The organism is Williamsia sp. z34 (assembly GCF_059553395.1).
In genome coordinates, this window is record NZ_JCANWW010000015.1 from 15,302 (window position 1) to 31,637 (window position 16,336).

Annotated in this window: 18 protein-coding genes; 5 read left to right on the top strand and 13 right to left on the bottom strand. The window is 65.4% G+C overall.

Going from position 1 to position 16,336, the window contains the following annotated elements; genetic code table 11:
- The first annotated feature begins 22 nt into the window (after positions 1-22).
- A complete protein-coding gene (locus tag AC51GT_RS25025; protein WP_496327436.1) occupies positions 23-541 on the top strand; it encodes a phage holin family protein in 519 nt (172 codons plus the stop codon).
- 3 nt (positions 542-544) lie between these two features.
- Positions 545-1,471: an alpha/beta fold hydrolase gene (locus AC51GT_RS25030; protein ID WP_496327435.1), complete on the top strand. Its 927-nt coding sequence runs from the start codon at positions 545-547 to the stop codon at positions 1,469-1,471.
- A 36-nt stretch (positions 1,472-1,507) separates the two neighbouring features.
- Here the strand turns inward: AC51GT_RS25030 and AC51GT_RS25035 are convergent, their stop codons facing one another.
- From AC51GT_RS25035 to nth, 4 genes are read right to left on the bottom strand one after another with little or no spacing between them, the layout of a single operon-like run.
- Positions 1,508-2,707, bottom strand: a complete 1,200-nt coding sequence (locus AC51GT_RS25035; protein WP_496327434.1) for a MarP family serine protease — start codon at positions 2,705-2,707, stop codon at positions 1,508-1,510.
- Positions 2,707-3,441 carry an NUDIX hydrolase gene (locus AC51GT_RS25040; RefSeq protein ID WP_496327433.1) on the bottom strand — a complete coding sequence of 245 codons (735 nt, stop codon included), beginning with the start codon at positions 3,439-3,441 and terminating at the stop codon, positions 2,707-2,709. Before AC51GT_RS25040 ends, AC51GT_RS25035 begins: the two co-directional genes overlap by 1 nt.
- Positions 3,438-4,166, bottom strand: a complete 729-nt coding sequence (locus AC51GT_RS25045) for a TlpA family protein disulfide reductase (protein ID WP_496330491.1) — start codon at positions 4,164-4,166, stop codon at positions 3,438-3,440. The genes AC51GT_RS25040 and AC51GT_RS25045 overlap by 4 nt, the downstream gene beginning before the upstream one ends.
- A gap of 3 nt (positions 4,167-4,169) precedes the next feature.
- On the bottom strand, positions 4,170-4,850 hold the full coding sequence (gene nth, locus AC51GT_RS25050; RefSeq protein ID WP_496330540.1) for an endonuclease III: 681 nt from the start codon (positions 4,848-4,850) through the stop codon (positions 4,170-4,172).
- A 246-nt stretch (positions 4,851-5,096) separates the two neighbouring features.
- Between nth and AC51GT_RS25055 the strand changes: the two genes are divergently transcribed.
- Both AC51GT_RS25055 and AC51GT_RS25060 read left to right on the top strand, forming a co-directional pair.
- Entirely contained in the window at positions 5,097-5,345 is a 249-nt protein-coding gene (locus AC51GT_RS25055; RefSeq protein ID WP_496327431.1) for a hypothetical protein, read from the top strand.
- 168 nt (positions 5,346-5,513) lie between these two features.
- Entirely contained in the window at positions 5,514-6,188 is a 675-nt protein-coding gene (locus AC51GT_RS25060) for a Crp/Fnr family transcriptional regulator (RefSeq protein WP_496327430.1), read from the top strand.
- Between the two features lie 114 nt (positions 6,189-6,302).
- On the opposite strand, the gene AC51GT_RS25065 is transcribed toward AC51GT_RS25060, so the two are convergent.
- The 8 genes from AC51GT_RS25065 to AC51GT_RS25100 all read right to left on the bottom strand — a co-directional run bounded on the left by AC51GT_RS25065 (position 6,303) and on the right by AC51GT_RS25100 (position 14,170).
- Complete coding sequence (locus AC51GT_RS25065) at positions 6,303-6,866, bottom strand: dihydrofolate reductase family protein (protein WP_496327429.1); 564 nt, start codon at positions 6,864-6,866, stop codon at positions 6,303-6,305.
- 70 nt (positions 6,867-6,936) lie between these two features.
- On the bottom strand, positions 6,937-7,518 hold the full coding sequence (locus tag AC51GT_RS25070; RefSeq protein WP_496327428.1) for a GTP-binding protein: 582 nt from the start codon (positions 7,516-7,518) through the stop codon (positions 6,937-6,939).
- The gene (locus AC51GT_RS25075) at positions 7,499-7,891 is read right to left on the bottom strand and encodes a DUF742 domain-containing protein (RefSeq protein WP_496327427.1); all 393 of its coding nucleotides are present in this window, start codon (positions 7,889-7,891) and stop codon (positions 7,499-7,501) included. Before AC51GT_RS25075 ends, AC51GT_RS25070 begins: the two co-directional genes overlap by 20 nt.
- A gap of 7 nt (positions 7,892-7,898) precedes the next feature.
- Positions 7,899-8,312, bottom strand: coding sequence for a roadblock/LC7 domain-containing protein (locus tag AC51GT_RS25080; RefSeq protein WP_496327426.1), 414 nt, complete (start codon positions 8,310-8,312; stop codon positions 7,899-7,901).
- Positions 8,309-11,026, bottom strand: coding sequence for a sensor histidine kinase (locus AC51GT_RS25085; protein ID WP_496330492.1), 2,718 nt, complete (start codon positions 11,024-11,026; stop codon positions 8,309-8,311). The genes AC51GT_RS25080 and AC51GT_RS25085 overlap by 4 nt, the downstream gene beginning before the upstream one ends.
- Before the next feature lie 373 nt (positions 11,027-11,399).
- On the bottom strand, positions 11,400-12,206 hold the full coding sequence (locus AC51GT_RS25090; RefSeq protein ID WP_496330493.1) for an MBL fold metallo-hydrolase: 807 nt from the start codon (positions 12,204-12,206) through the stop codon (positions 11,400-11,402).
- Positions 12,207-12,240: 34 nt separating this feature from the next.
- A complete protein-coding gene (locus AC51GT_RS25095; protein WP_496330494.1) occupies positions 12,241-12,987 on the bottom strand; it encodes a GntR family transcriptional regulator in 747 nt (248 codons plus the stop codon).
- A gap of 28 nt (positions 12,988-13,015) precedes the next feature.
- Complete coding sequence (locus AC51GT_RS25100; RefSeq protein ID WP_496330495.1) at positions 13,016-14,170, bottom strand: acyl-CoA dehydrogenase family protein; 1,155 nt, start codon at positions 14,168-14,170, stop codon at positions 13,016-13,018.
- Between the two features lie 169 nt (positions 14,171-14,339).
- Between AC51GT_RS25100 and AC51GT_RS25105 the strand changes: the two genes are divergently transcribed.
- Positions 14,340-15,326 (top strand): MaoC family dehydratase, encoded by a 987-nt coding sequence (locus AC51GT_RS25105; protein ID WP_496330496.1) that lies wholly within the window; start codon positions 14,340-14,342, stop codon positions 15,324-15,326.
- 84 nt (positions 15,327-15,410) lie between these two features.
- Here AC51GT_RS25105 and AC51GT_RS25110 read toward each other — a convergent pair whose 3' ends face one another.
- On the bottom strand, positions 15,411-16,325 hold the full coding sequence (locus tag AC51GT_RS25110) for an LLM class flavin-dependent oxidoreductase (protein ID WP_496330497.1): 915 nt from the start codon (positions 16,323-16,325) through the stop codon (positions 15,411-15,413).
- Between the last annotated feature and the right edge of the window lie 11 nt (positions 16,326-16,336).

A 16,336-nucleotide genomic window follows, 5' to 3' on the forward strand; every position in this document is an offset into this window, starting at 1 on the left:
GTCCGAGGATGGAGGAGTAGCAGTGACTCTGGACGACCGCACCTCGGGAGATGTTCCGAACGTCTCATCGATCCCGTTGTCCGATCCCAACGCGCGCCCCGGTGGTGACCCGAGTGTTGGCGCGCTGGTGAAAGAAGCCACCGCACACCTGTCGACCCTGTTCCGAGCCGAAGTGGCGCTGGCCAAGGCCGAACTGGCCGGTGAGGCGAAGAAGGCCGCAATCGGCACGGGCCTGATCGTCGTGGCCCTCACCGTTGCGCTCTATGCCAGCCTGTTCTTCTTCTGGTTCCTCGGCGAACTGCTCTCGGAGTGGCTGCCGCGTTGGGCTGCATTCGGCATCGTGTTCCTGATCCTGCTCGTCGCAGCGATCATCACCGGGCTCGTCGGGTACATCGTGTTCAAACGGATGACCGGACCCAAAAAGACCATCGCATCCGTCCAGCACCTCTCGGATGTGCTGCCCGCAGGCCATGCAGGCAGCGACGCACCGGTTCGGCCCGGTGCCGACCTGCGCAAGCCCAGCCGTCCTTCCCAGGGCTGACATTTGCCTGCCCCGGATCCGTCGACCGTCCGGTTCACGGGTTGGCACCACAGTGATGTCCGCGCCAACGGTGTCCGGCTCCATGCGGTCGAGGCACAGGCCCCGCGGAACGATCGTCCGCTGGTCCTCCTCATGCACGGTTTCGGCGAGTTCTGGTGGAGTTGGCGCCACCAGCTCACCGCACTCGACGACGCCGGCTACCGGGCCGTCGCCGTCGACCTGCGCGGCTACGGGGACAGCGACAAACCTCCCCGCGGCTACGACGGTTGGACCCTGGCCGGTGACACCGACGGCCTGATCCGGGCGCTGGGGCATACCGACGCCACCCTGGTGGGCCATGCCGACGGCGGTCTGGTCTGCTGGGCGACCGCGACCCTGCATCCCCGGTCCGTCCGTTCGATGGCGGTACTCGCCTCCCCGCACCCCCAAGCACTCAAGACCGCCACGCTGCGCGAATCGACCCAGCGCAAAGCGTTCCTGCGCGGATTCCTCAAGTCCCAGATCCCCCGGACGGCCGAGCGCGCACTGACCGAAGACGACGGCGCGATGGCCGAGATGCTCCTGCGCAGGCACTCCGGTCCGAGCTGGATCGACACCGAGGACTTCACCGACACCGCCCGCCGGAACCGATCCGCGATCCAGATCCCGGGCGTGGCCCATTGCAGCCTGGAATATCAGCGATGGGCCTTCCGATCCCAATTCCGTCCGGACGGAAGCCGCTTCCTGGAGCTCATGGACAAGCAACTGCACATCCCGGTACTGGCGATCCGCGGTGCCGTCGACGACTACATCCAGCGATCGACCCTCACCGCGAGCGCGCACTGGTCGTCGAAGCTGGAACTGACCGAGGTCGCGGACGCGGGTCACTACTCACATCAGGAACAGCCAGACGACGTCAACCGCCGACTGGTCGAGTTCCTGCAGTGCTGACCCGCCGCTGACCGATCACCCGGCCGTACCGGCCCTTTAGGACGAGTGGACGCACGACTGGGTGTCGACCGGAGCGCTCAGGCGTTCGGATTCGGCCAGACCCGGTTGGACCTGGGCCGCAGTGAGCACAAAACCCGTCTCCGTGGACGGGTCCTCCGCGGCACCGAACACCACGCCGAGCACCTCCCCGTCCGAATTGATCAACGGCCCGCCGGAATTGCCCTGCCGGATCGAGCCACGCACGGTGTAGACCTCGCGGGTGACCGCCGTATCGGGATAGATGCCCGGCCCCCGCAATTGGATGACCTCGCGGATCCGCTCGGCGCTGGCGTTGAACGGACCGCCTTCGGGGAAACCGAGCGCGATCGCATCGGTACCCGTTTTCGCGAGCTCGTCCGCGAACCGCATCGCCGGGGCCTGCAGGCCGGGGACGTCGAGGACCGCGACATCGGTCAACGGATCGAAATAGACGACGGTCGCGTCGAAGGTGTCGTCGGAGGCCGCGACCTGCAGCAGGTTGGTGCCGGCCACCACATGCGCGTTGGTCATCACCCGTTCGGGCGAGACCACGAAGCCACTCCCCTCCAGTGCCTGGCGACAGCTCTGCGCGATGCCTTCGATCTTGACGACACTGCCGCGGACCTGTTCGACGATCGGCTGCTCGAGGAGCGTCTGGTCGGGAGGATCGACGCTGGTGATCGGGGTCCGGCCGAACGGTCCGATGGCTTCCTTGAGCCCCGAGTTGTCGAACATGTCCCAGAAGTCGCGCGGGGCCCGTTGAAGCCACGTCGGCGCGATCTCGTTGATCTCCTCGATCACCTTCGAATCCCGGACCGCCGCAGCGATCTGCGGTTGCGCCGACGTGCTGATCGGCGTCGCCAGGATCCAGGCGGCCAACAGGACCGCCACCGCCTGCAGGAGCGAGCCGATCACCGAATCGACCCGCCGCAATGACAGGGTCCGGATACCGCTGCGGGCCGCGCGGCCCAGCACCATCCCCGAGATCTCGCCGATGATCACCAACGCGACCAACAGCAGAACACCCGCGATCAGCCGCCACCGCTGGTCTTCGATGTTGCGGATCAGGTGCGGCGCCAGCAGCACGCCGGCCGCGGCACCGAGGAGGACCCCGATGAACGCCAGCGCCGACGACATCGCGCCCTGCCGGTATCCCGACGCGGCGGCGAGCAATGCCACACCGATGACGATCACGTCGACCCAGGCGGATCCGCTCATCACTGACCCACCTTGGCGAGCTCCTCGTCGAGGTCATGGATATCCGACTTGTCCCATCCGATCTCCCAGCCGGCGGCTTCGATGACCGCGGCCAGCAGTCCACCGGTGAAGCCCCACACCAACATGCCCTCGACGCGGAACGCCGGAGCCTGGTAGACGCGGGTACCGGCGATCATCCGTTCGACCTGGATCCGGTTGCGCGGATCGATCAGGTCGCGCAGCGGAACCCGGACCACCCGGGAGGTCTCGCCGACGTCGACGACACCGACGTCGGAGAGCTCGGTCCAGTGGGCCAGGACCGGCGACACCTCGAAGCCCGAGGGCGGCACCGGGAACATGTCGAGGACCGCCAATGGGGTGACCCCGGACGGGTCGAGACCGGTCTCCTCCTCCGCCTCACGCATCGCGGTGCCGAGCGGGAAGTCGTCGCCGGGATCGCGAGCGCCACCGGGGAAGGCGATCTGTCCGCCGTGGTTACGCAGCGTGCTGGCGCGCTGGGTCAGGAGCACCGTCGCATCGGCGGGGACACCACCGTGATGGGTCGGGTCGCCGTCCCAGTCGCCGCCGATCAGGATCAGCACCGCAGCGGGGCGGGTGACGGGCATCTGTGAGCGGAGGCGTCGGGCGGTCATACCGCCGCGGTCCTCGACCGATTGCGTGACGCCGGCGAGATTTGCGGTGAGCCCACGCATCCACGGGGGTACCGACGCCGTCGGCACCAGGATCTCGGTCACGCGGCGACACCCAGATGTTTGTCGACGGCCGCCGACACCTCTTCGACGGTGTCGAAGACCGTCGGCAGGACGGCGGCCACCGTACCGTCGGCCCGCACCAGGACGGTGGCCGGATAGACCCGGGGAATGCCGAGGGCGGCGGCGATCTTCGCGTCCGGATCGACGACGGTCGGCAGGTTCACCCCGATCTCGGCCAACAGGTTCAGGGACAGGAAGACATTCTCCGACCCTTCTTTGCCCTGCACGGTCAGCACCCGGATCTTGTCACCCGCCTGCTCGGCGTAGTCGGCGATCACCGGGAGTTCGGCCCGGCACGGGCCACACCAGTGCGCCCAGACGTTCACCAGCATCGGCGTGCCTGCCGTCGCGGCTCCGAGGTCGACCGTCGAGCCGTCCGCCAGACAGGGCACCAGGACGCCCTTGAGCGCGGAGTTCTCCGGGGCCGGCCCGGACCCGGCCGGGCACGGCTGCAACCCGGCCTTCTCCCGGGCCTTGACCATGTCGTCGTCCGAGACGGCCGCCTGGAGTCCGGGGAGCTTCCCGGTCCCGTCCGTCGATGCCGCGGACGGCGCAGGTGCCGGCTCAGGCGAGGACCGCGGCCAGATGGCGACGATGAGCGCAACCACGACAATCAGGACAGCCAGTGTCCAGCGAGCCGACGTCGAGAACACAAAACGCGACCGCTCAGCGGACCGGGCCTGGCCCGGATCAGGTGAATCCGACATTGACTAGAGACCTGCCAGTGCAAGTAGATGGTCGGTCTCGGGCCCCTTCACCAAGGCCGCGGCCTCGGATTTCTCCGTGGGCCCCAGACCGTAGGACGGGCAGTCGGCGGCAAGCACGCAGACACCGCAGGCGGGCTTGCGGGAATGGCACACCCGGCGGCCGTGGAAGATCACGCGGTGCGACAGGTCGGTCCAGTTCTTGTGCTCGATGAGCTCACCGACGGCGTGCTCGATCTTCACCGGGTCGGTTTCCGCGGTCCACTTCCAGCGCTGAACCAGCCGTCCGAAGTGCGTGTCCACTGTGATTCCGGGTACACCGAAGGCGTTGCCCAGAACGACGTTGGCGGTCTTGCGCCCGAACCCGGGCAGCGACACCAGGTCCTTCAGATTCGACGGGACCTCACCGTCGAAACGTTCCACGAGTGCCTGGCCGAGTCCGATGATCGAGTTGGCCTTGTTCCGGTAGAAACCGGTCGACCTGATCATCTCTTCGAGTTCGGTCCGATCGGCGCCCGCGTAGTCCTCGGCGGTGCGGTAACGCTTGAACAGGGCCGGCGTCGTCTGGTTGACCCGCACGTCAGTGCACTGCGCCGACAGGATGGTGGCCACCGACAGTTCCAACGGATTGGTGAAGTCCAGCTCGCAGTAGACGTGCGGAAATGCGATCTGCAGGGTGCGATCCATCCGCCGCGCGCGGCGCACCAGACCCGTGTGGGTCTCGGTTCCGCGCTGCGCCGCAGTCTTGGCGCGCTTGACCCCTGCCTTCGAACTCACCAACTCAGAGTACGGGGCGCCGCGCGGAGTGCGCTCCAGATGGGGGTCGAGCTTCGCGACCAACGATCGGTTCGGGCTCCGCCGGATGCCTCTTTCGTGACCGTTCCCATGGCGATTGTTTCACTTCTGAGACCTGGGTTGTGTTTACTACTCCCCATGCACGGACTCGCAGTACTTCTCTTCCCGGCCGCCCTCATGCTCTTCGCCCTGTCGATGGAGCGCCTCGAGAGCCGGCTCGAGCGGCTGACCGTCCGCGGCGAACACGTCGAGGAGTTCCTGGAGTCGGCGAAACCCGAGCAGCTCGACACGCTGGCCACACACGGTTTTCCCGCCGCACTCGACGAGTTCCGCGATCGCCGGATGCCGTCGAACTCCGAATCGGACGATTCGATCCGTGTCAGTTAGCGATTGCGGACCTCTCACGACAGGCCCATCGGTTTAGTGGGGGTAACGGCCAGCTTTTCTTCCGGTTACCCGTAGACTGCATAACGGGTGACGAACACAACAGCATGATTTGTGTGAACATCCTCAGGTTTGAACGTGGTCTGGCTGGACCCTTAGAAAGGGGCGTAAGTGGAGGAAGTACTGGCGCGGGCGGGCATATTTCAAGGTGTCGAGCCCACCGCCGTCGCAGCACTGGCCAAACAGCTCCAGCCTGTTGATTTTCCCCGTGGACATGTCATCTTCAACGAAGGTGAGCCCGGGGACCGGCTGTACATCATTTTGTCGGGCAAGGTGAAGGTCGGCCGCAAGTCGGTCGACGGCCGTGAAAATCTGCTGACGATCATGGGACCGTCGGACATGTTCGGCGAGCTGTCCATCTTTGATCCGGGTCCGCGTACGTCGTCGGCCACCACCGTGACCGAGGTCCGTGCGGTCTCGATGGATCGTGAGGCGCTGCGGTCGTGGATCGCCGACCGGCCCGAGATCGCAGAGCAGCTGCTCCGTGTTCTGGCCCGTCGCCTGCGACGCACCAACAACAACCTCGCGGACCTCATCTTCACCGACGTCCCCGGACGCGTGGCCAAGCAGCTGTTGCAGCTGGCCCAGCGCTTCGGAACGCAGGAAGCCGGGGCTCTGCGTGTGACGCACGACCTCACCCAGGAAGAGATCGCCCAGCTGGTGGGCGCCTCCCGCGAAACCGTGAACAAGGCCCTGGCCGACTTCGCGCAGCGCGGTTGGCTACGTCTCGAGGGCAAGAGTGTGCTGATCGCCGACTCCGAGCGCCTGGCACGCCGCGCCCGCTGATTTCCATAACCCGAACCGCCGGTTCCGACGCACCCATGTGGTGGCCGGATCCGGCGGTTTTGTTTTGGCCATGACGGCCTCGTCACTTCGTAGGCCGCATCACGGGACAAGCGCTCAACGCCTGGTCTGATACCTGGTCATAAGCACCCCGCCGGCAAACGTTCGCGTCTCCACCAGGTCCAGGTTCACCCAACTGTCCAGCTCGGCGAAAAACGGCGTGCCGCCGCCCACCAGGACCGGATGGGTCACGATCGTGTACTCGTCGATCAGCCCGGCCCGCATGGCCGCCCCGGCGAGCGTGGCACCACCAACCCTCATCGGCTCGCCGTCCTGGGCCTTGAGCCGGGCGATCTCCGCGACCGCGTCGCCGGAGACCAGGCGGGAGTTCCAGTCCACCTTCTCGAGCGTCGAGGAGAACACCACCTTCGGGGTGTCCCGCCAGTTCCGCGCGAACTCGATTTGCGCCGCGGTGGCATCGGGCTGCTCGTCGCCGGTCGGCCAGTACGAACTCATTGTCTCCCACAGCTTGCGCCCATACAGCTGCACGCCGATCGGCCGTTCCTCTTGGAGCCAGAACTCGAACAGCTCGTCGCTCGGCCCGCTCCACCCGATGTCGTCGCCGGGCGCGGCGACGTAGCCATCCAGTGTCAGGTTCATCCCGTAGATCAGTTTCCGCATTGCGCAACACCTTTCGTCGGTCGGTTTCCGAGATGTAGACCGTCCCAGCGCAAAAAACTGATCGGTGCAGCTAGCTGGCTGACTTCACGCTGGTCAGTGCGTACTCGGTGAGCGTGATCAAAGCGTGGCGGACCGACTGCGCACGCCGGGCGTCGACCTCGAGAATGGGCACGGAAGCCGAGATCGCCAACGCTTCCCGAATATCGTTGATCGCGAAACGTGGTGCTTCGTCGAACTGGTTGATGGCAACCACGAACGGAAGACCACAGGCCTCGAAGTAGTCGATTGCCGCGAACGAATCGTCGAGGCGTCGGGTGTCGATGAGCACGATGGCACCGATCGCTCCGCGCACCAGGTCGTCCCACATGAACCAGAAGCGACGTTGGCCCGGTGTACCGAAGAGGTAGAGGACGAGATCGTCGGACAGCGTGATCCGGCCGAAGTCCATGGCGACGGTGGTCGTCGATTTCGTGCCCGACGTGTCGAGGTCGTCGACGCCTTCGGACTCGTCGGTGATCAGGGCCTCGGTGCGAAGGGGCACGATTTCCGAGATCGTGCCGACCAACGTGGTTTTGCCCACGCCGAATCCGCCCGCGACCACGATCTTTGTCGATGCGGCTCGGCCTCTCGTATCAGAGTGCCTGTAGTCCACGAAGTGTCCTTCCGATGAGTTCGCGGCGCTCGGCCGCAGTCGCGTCGTCGCTGAGAGTCTCCGAAAGGCGCAGGCTTCCGGTTTCGACGAGATCCCCGACCAGCACACGCGCAACGCCGAGGGGCAGATTCAGACGGGCCGATATCTCGGCCACGGACGGCCCATTACTGCATAGCGCAATGATTTTCGTACGTACGTCGCTGGCCGGCCAGAAGTTCGGGATGGTGTCCGGTGTGGTGTGTACCGGAGCTTCGAGCGGGAGGTAGATGTCGGTGTTGGTACGTCCCGCCGTGAGCGTGTACGGCCTCACCAAATTGGGCGACGGTGCACCATCCTCAGAGAAATCGTCCTGCGTCGAATCGGGTGGGGGCATGAGCGCGTCACCGTTCTCGCATTCGGGCCGACGGTTCCACCATGCTGCCGACGCGCGAGACGAGCACGGCCATCTCGTACCCGACCTGGCCGATGTCGCACGATGCGGCGGTCAGTGTCGCCAGGTGTGATCCGTCACCGACGCTCATCAGCAGGAGGTAGCCGTTCTCCATCTCGACCACCGACTGCAATACCGGGCCGCCGTCGAACAATCGCGCCGCACCTGTGGACAAGCTCGCCAGACCGGATGTCACGGCCGCCAACTGCTCGCCCCGCTCCTGCGGCAGGTCTTCGCTTGTCGCCATGAGCAGGCCGTCGGCCGAGACCAGGACGGCGTGCACGACACCGACGATGTCTCTCGCGAAGTTCGACACGAGCCAATCGAGCGACCGGTCGGGTGTTGGAGCCACGGAGTAATTCATTCGTTCTCATCCGTTCTGTGTCGATGGGAGGCGTCTTCGGAACGGCCGGCGCGGACGCCGTCGAAATGGTTCGTGAACTTTCGCCGCACGGCCTCAGGATTTCTCGCCGGTCCACTCGCCGGATCGGGGCGGGGCCGTTGGGGGGACGCCTGTGGCGAGTTGACGGTTCCTGGGATCAGGCGGGCGCCGGGCGTGCGGGCGGGCAGACCGCTCTCCGTCCGGGTGGTGACCGGAGACTCGGTTGCGCTCTCCGCCGCGGCCCATCCGGCGTCGGCAGCGGTGAACCACGAACCGCTCGGACGCTGAGCGTCTGCGGGATCGAGCAACCATTCCGAGACCATGCGGTCATAGATGGACGCCGGCGGGCCTTGTTCAGACGACACAGCCTCGCGTTCCGGCGGTGGAGGAACGGCCCGCTCCGTGGCTTCATAGGCGGAGGTGGCTTCATAGGCGGAGGTCTGGTCCTGCGGCTGTGGACGGTTGCGGCCGTTGGTTGTCGGACCGTTCACGGTGTCGTCGGCCGCCGCTCTGTCGGCACGAGCCGCGGGCCGGGCACTGAAGAACGCAGATGTATCGGAGGGCGAACCGTTCACATTCCAGTCGACAGTCGACGAGACGGAGTCGGTGGGAGGGAAGACCTGTGCCGGTGCCTTGTCGACTCCACTCGCGCCGGGCCTACGACGTGGCAACTTCGCCGCGGTGAGCTCTGTATACGCAGCCGAGCGACCGGACCTCGCTGCGGGTGCTGCCGGTGAGGCGACCGCTGTAGGTGCATGCGTGGTCGGGGCGCCCCTGCCCGCATCGGCACCTTCGTACAGACGGTTGGCCGCAGCACGAGGCGATGCTGCCGAGTCCCGCCTGGCCGACCGCCCGTTCCGACCCTGCGACGGGAAGGAGGTGACGACCAGGTTCACGGGGATGTGCACGCTGGCGGTGACTCCCGACGTACTCCCCTGCGCCTGCGTCATACGGAGTCGAACCGTCACATTGTGGCGTTGCGCAAGGCTCCCCACCACGTACAGGCCCATCCGGCGCGCCGTCTCGGGTGTGACCTCGCCTCCGACGGACAGCCGGACATTCGCTTCATCGATCTCCGTTGCGGACATCCCGAGACCACGGTCGGCGACCTCCATGAGGATGCCGCCGTCGACGGCACGCGCGGCCGCGACGGAGACGAGAGTGTCGGGAGGTGAGTACCGCAGCGCGTTGTCGATCAACTCGGCGAGGAGATGCACGATGTCGGATGCCGCCGTGGGCACCACCATCGCATCGGGCACCTCCTGCATCGACACGCGGCGATAGTCCTCGACCTCGGACACGGCGGCGCTCAGGACGGTGTCCACAGCCACCGGTTGGTCGTTCTGGTTTCTACGCGGCGCGGTGCCGGCGAGCACCATCAGGTTGGCCCCGTTCCGCCGCATCCTCGTCGCGAGGTGATCGAGGCGGAACAGGCTCTCCAGCCTGCGCGGGTCGTCCTCGTCGCGCTCGAGTTCCTCGATGAGGGAGAGTTGGTGGTCCACCAGCGATTGACTCCGCCGCGAGAGCGTCTCGAACATGTTGCCGACCTGGAGTCGCAATCGCGCCTGCTCGCCGGCGAGTGCCAGGGCTTCTTCGTGGATGTCATCGACGGCCCGGGCAAGCTGACCGATCTCCTCCTTGGTGTGCACCGGGATGGGTGCGACCTCGGGCATGTCGCCGCCGAGGCGGATTTCTTCGATCTCCGCGGGAAGGGCCCGGTGCGCGACATCGAGCGCGCCTTGCCGTAGTCGCCTGATCGGCCGGATCAGCGATCGGGCCACCAACAGGGCTACCAGAGACGCGATCAACACGGCGGCCAGGACGATCGCCGACTCGATCCACGCGGCCCTGCGTCGGTCGTCGGCCTGCGCGGTCAGTGACTGGATCGACTCCCCGAGCAGACGTTCGGTGACGGTGCTGTACATCTGCCCCGACCTCTCCGCCGAGGCAGCCGCTTCGGCCAGGTTCGCATTCGATGCGGTGGAGTAGATGGCGAGGCGGGTGTCGAGTTGAGAACGAAGCTCCTGGATCTCCGGGGAGTCATCACCGAGCAGCACGGCCAACGCCGCGAGATAAGCGCTCTCGCGACCCGCGGCCCGGTTGGCCAGGCCGAACATGGCCCTGTTCGGCTCGGACAGCAGGATCTGCTGGGTTTGTGCGGCCCGGTTACCGGAGAGCGCATCGATGATGCCGTTGCCGAGTGTCCTCAAATCCGTTTTGTCGTCGGCCAATCCGTTTGTGAGGTTGGTCACAGAGGCGAGCCAGAGTTCCGTTGCCGCCGCTGTCATGCCCTCCGCGACGGCAATTCGCTCTGCGATCGGTACCGGCCCGGACTGCAGGCGAGTTCGCAGCTCACTCGCAGCCGCCAAGGCCGCCTGGAACTCGCCGGCGACGCTGGCCTGCAGCGGCGAATCTTCCAGTCGGTCACCGACTGCGAGCCCCGACAACACTTTGCCGAGCTGATCCTCCTGCCCCGGATCACCGGTGGTGGCGAGGTCGCCCACCAGGTTGTCGATGACGAACAGCATCGAGGAAGCACTCGACTTCTCGACGTTCGCCGACAGGTCCGATGCGTCGGCCACCACGGATTGGATGCGCAACGCACCGAAAAAGATGGCCAGCGCGAGTGGGAGCGCGACGACGGCCGCGACCTTGACGCTGACCGGCCAGCCGGAGAGGGCCCACACCCGCGGCACACCTCTACGCTTCGATGACTCTGTTCCGATTTCGACCACGACTCGAATCCTGCTTCGATTCGCCCGGGTGGGCTGGAGACAGGGACAACGGATGTTCCCCCGCAAAGGACGCCTTTGCTTGATGTGGCATAAACGAAAGCTTGGGCATCTTCTGTGGGTGCAACTTATACCAACAAGGTGCGTCAAGAAAGTTTTGAGATCGCCTTGACTCACTTAGCAATGAACGGTTCGTTGGTCGAACTGGCTTCAAAGCCATCGTTTTGATCGTCACGATCAGGGAATTAGAGCGACGGCGAAACCTGTTGTCGGACAGTATTTTTCAATGCTAACGAATTCTTTTGAATATCGCCGGGAGAATCCATGTCATTGAATTTTAACGTTCCGCAAGATAGGCGAGCTGTGTTTTGACCGACATCTTGGCGGCGGGCCAGAGTTTCTTGTCGACGTCGGCGTATACCTTTTTCACCACCTTGCCGGCTTTGGCATCCTGTGCGCTGACCCCGAGTTCGGTCAGTGCCGCCCGCACCTGATCGATGCGCTGCTCGCGGTGTGCCTTGTAGTAGCGGGCCACCGGGATCAGCTCGGCATGATCCGGACCGTGTCCGGGCAGCATCGCGCAATCGTCGCCCTCCACGATCAGCCGGTTGAGTGAGTTCATGTAGTCGCGCAGCGATCCGTCCGACGGATCGAGAACCGTGGTGCCGCCGCCGAGGATGGTGTCGCCGGTCAGCATCGCGCGCCTGCCATCATGCTCGACCAGGAAGCTGACCGAGTCCCCGGTGTGGCCCGGGGTGTGGAGGACGGTGATCTTCAGGCCAGCGGCCTCGATCACCTCCCGGTCGGCCAGGGTCGGGGCGCCGCGGGTGTATTCGGCACTGCGGGCCCGGACCGGCGCCCCCGTCTGTTTGCGGAAGTCCTTGATCGCACCGGTGTGGTCGTGATGCCGGTGCGTGATCAGGCCCAACACCACGTTGCCCTGCGCAGCAACGGCTTTCACATGCTTTTTCTTGCCCTTCGGCCCCGGGTCCACCACAACACAATCCGGGTGTCCGGGAGCCCGCAGGATCCAGGTGTTCGTACCGTCCAAGGTCATCACGCCGGGATTGCGACACAGCAGCACCGTGGCGAAATCGGTGACCGGCCGAACTTCACGGTATGCGGGATGCTGCAATTCACTCATGCGACACAGGCTAACGCCCCCGGCATGACGCAGCTCACCCGCGATCGCGGTACAGCGTGACGCGGTAGGTGTAGTGCTCGGGCAGGAAGTGACTGACCGACAGCTCGCTGACCACCCCGTTGCTGTCGGTGTAGAGCCGATCGATCCGCAGGACGGGCTCTCCCGCTTCACAGTCGAGATGAACGGCGTCGAGGTCGTCGGCCCGGCCGACCGTGATGGATTGCGCAGCCTCGGCGATCGGCGCGGCGAGGTGCCGTTCCAGGAGCCCGATCACCGTGTAGGTACTGACCGCGCCCTGCGCCAGTTCGGGTGCGTCGATCACCAGCCGTGCGACATCCTCGGGTAGATGAACCGTCGTCAGCACGAACGGGATCCCCTCGTGGATCCGCCGGAACACCACTGTGTAGACGACGTCGCTGTCCAGTCGCAATCGGCTGGCGGCCTCGACATCGATCCTCCGGCGAAGCGGATCGACCACTTCCATCGTGGTGTCGTGCGACAGGTTCATCAGGTCCTCGATCGACCCCTGCTGCCGCACGTACCGTCCACCGGACTCGTTGACGAACGTGCCGCGGCCGGGGACGCGGTAGACGATGCCGTCCGCCACCAGGTCCACGAATGCCCGGCGGACGGTCTGCCTGCTGACCTCGTAGCGCTCCGACAGCTCGGATTCCGTCGGCAGGCGCACCCCGTTGTCGTAGCGGCCCGCGGCGATGTCCTGCCGCAGCTGGGTCGCCAACAGTTGGTAGGCGGGCGCGGCCTCGCTCCTTTTCCCTGGCATGATCGCCACGATGCTACGCGGGCCGGGCCTATAGGCCGCCGCGGGACACCAATTGTCCGGCAATGACATTGCGCTGGATCTCGTTGGTGCCCTCACCGACGATCATCAGCGGAGCGTCCCGGAAGTAGCGCTCGACGTCGTATTCGGTGGAGTATCCGTAACCGCCGTGGATCCGGACCGCGTTGAGGGCGATCTCCATTGCGACTTCGGAGGCGAAGAGTTTGGCCATACCGGCCTCCATGTCGCAGCGCTGTCCCGAGTCGAACTTCTCGGCCGCAAACCGGGTGAGCTGGCGGGCAGCGGTCAGCTTGGTTGCCATGTCTGCCAAGTAATTTCCGATCGACTGGTGCTTCCAGATCGGCTTGCCGAAGCTCTCCCGCTGCTGGGCGTAGGCCAACGCGTCCTCGAGGGCGGCCGCGGCAACACCCAGTGCCCGCGAGGCGACCTGGATGCGCCCGGTCTCGAGACCCTTCATCATCTGGGGGAACCCCTTGCCGGGCGTACCACCGAGGATCGCCGACTGCGGGATGCGGTAGTTGTCGAACGAGAGCTCGCAGGACTCGACGCCCTTGTATCCGAGTTTCGGCAGGTCCCGCGAGACCGTCAGTCCCGGTCCGTGTTCGACCAGAACGATGGAGATGCCGGCGTGACGCGGCGTGGCGTCCGGATCGGTTTTACAGAGCAGCGCGATCAGGCCCGATCGCCTCGCGTTGCTGATCCAGGTCTTGGATCCGTTGATGACGAGGTCTTCGCCGTCGGTCCTGGCCACGGTGCTCAACGCCTGCAGATCCGAACCGCCACCGGGTTCGGTCAGCGCCATCGTGGCCCGCATCTCGCCGGTCGCCATCAGCGGGAGGTACTTCTGCTTCTGTTCGTCGGTCCCGAAAGTGGTGATCAGTTTGGCGACGACAGTGTGGCCGCCCATGGCTCCGGCCAGGCTCATCCAGCCACGCGACAGTTCTTCGGTGACCGCCACGTAGCAGGGCATCGACACCGGTGAGCCACCGAATTCCTCATCGACGGCAAGACCGTAGATACCGATCTGCTTCATCTGATCGATCCACTTGTCGGGGTATTCGTTGGCCTTCTCGACCTCTCGCACCGAGGGCTTCACCTCACGGTCGACGAAGTCACGCACCGTCTGCACCAGCATCGATTCTTCGTCGTTCAGGTTGTAGCTCATGACATCCTCCGCGAGAGTGAAACTTTGTACGGCCATATTCGGCGCTCGTTGGTCGGTTGTCAACCACCATTGCTTGACAGCGGAAACAATGACCGACATGATTTGGCCGTACATAGAATCTGAACTGAAATCGAAGGGTCCCGATGAGACAAAGCAGAGGAGAACACCCATGTCTGATCCGGTGACCGTCGGTGGACCGTATTTCGATGAACTCGTGGTGGGACAGGTCTTCGACACCGCGCCGTCGATGACGCTGACCGAAGGTGCCGCCGCCGTGCATCAGTCGATCCTCGGTGACCGCATGCGCCTGTCCCTCGACGTCCACCTGGCAGGGTCGGTGACCGGGCAACCGAGGGCGCTGGCCCACCCCGGACTGGTCTGCGACGTGGCGATCGGACAATCGACACTGGTCACACACCACGTGAAGGCCAATCTCTTCTACCGCGGCCTTCGGTTCCACCGTTTCCCCCACATCGGCGACACGCTGTACACGCGCACCGAAGTTGTCGGGCTGCGGGCCAATTCGATCAAACCCGGACGACGGCCGACCGGACTTGCCGCGTTGCGGATGGAGACCACCGATGCCGCGGGCAACAAGATCCTGGACTTCTACCGATGCGCGATGATCCCGCTGTCCGACTCTTCGGCCGCCGACCGTCCGCAGCCGAACGACGACCTCTCGGCGATCGGCCCGGCCGACGAACCCGCCTATGAGGTCCCGGCCGGGTGGGATCTATCCGCATTGCCGCAGTCAGACCAGGTTCCGGCCCCGGGCACGGTCTACGACTCCAGCGCCGACGTGGTGTCGAATGCCCCGGAGCTGGCACGACTGACGCTCAACATCGCCGCCACGCATCATGATGCGCGGGTCGGTGGCAGCCGCCTGGTGTACGGCGGTCACACCATCGGCATCGCGCTGGCGCAGGCCAATCGGGCGCTGCCGAACCTGGTGACGGTGCTGGGATGGCAGTCCTGCGACCACGTGGGTCCGGTGCACGAGGGCGACACGATCACCAGCCGCCTGGAGGTGGAGTCGGCCGAAACGCTCGACGGCGGTGGAACAGTGCTGAAGCTGCGGTCGCTCGCCGATGTTGTTGCGGCAGATGGTTCGACGGCACCGGTCCTCGACTGGAAGTTCACCGCCCTGACCACCTAGCGCCTCGACGCCCGACAACAACAGCACGTTCGACACCCCCTCCGTCGACCGTGCCGAAATCACCGTCGACCGTGCCGAAAATGCCTATCGCGAAGGTGATCTGCGCTCTTGGATGGGGGCGATCACCTCGCGCCCGAAGATCTTGATGGTCTCCGGATCTGCGAGATCGTGGAGGCGGACGATGCAGAGTTCCACTCCCCGATCGATCTCGGCCTCGAACATGTCGACCAGCTCGGCAGGTGTGCCGACCATGGCTGCACCCCAGCCGGATTGGGGCAGACGGCGGGCTGTCCGCTCGATCACCTTGGCGCGCAGCGACTCGTCGGTGACCACACCCACGGCGTACTGCACCGACAGGCGCGCACCGCCGCTCAACGGCCGCAGGTCGTCGAGCTGATCACGCGCGCCGCCGACACAGTTCCACCAGTCCGCGTACTCGGCGACCAACGGCATCGTCAATTGTCTACCCGCCCCGCCGATGTGGATGGGGATCGTTCCTTGAGCCGGCGTCGGCCTGCCATGGGCACCGGAGAGCTGAAAGTGCTTGCCGTCGAAGTCGAACGGATCCCCGGAGAACATCAGCCGGAGGATCTCGATGGTTTCCCCCAACTGCTGCGCGCGTTGCTTCCGGGACCCGTGGTCGATGCCGAACATCTCGAACTCGGCTTCGATCGATCCCCACCCCAGGCCCAGATCGAGCCTGCCCCCGGAGATCCGGTCGACGGTGGCCGCCATCTTCGCCAGAACCGCCGGATGCCGAAGCGGGTTGCACACCACCAGATGTCCGAGCCGGATATCCGAGGTGGATACTGCGATCGCCGCGAGTAGTGTCCAGCTCTCCAGCGCGTCGAGTGTGGGGGCGCCCGGCGCGAAGAGGTGGTCCATCACCCAGAACGAATCGAATCCGGCCTGCTCGGCTCCCCGCGCCGCGTCGATGACGGCGTCGGCTTCCATCCCCAATTGGGGGACGAAGATCCCGAACTGCGGCAGCTGTGTCATCGCGTCATTCC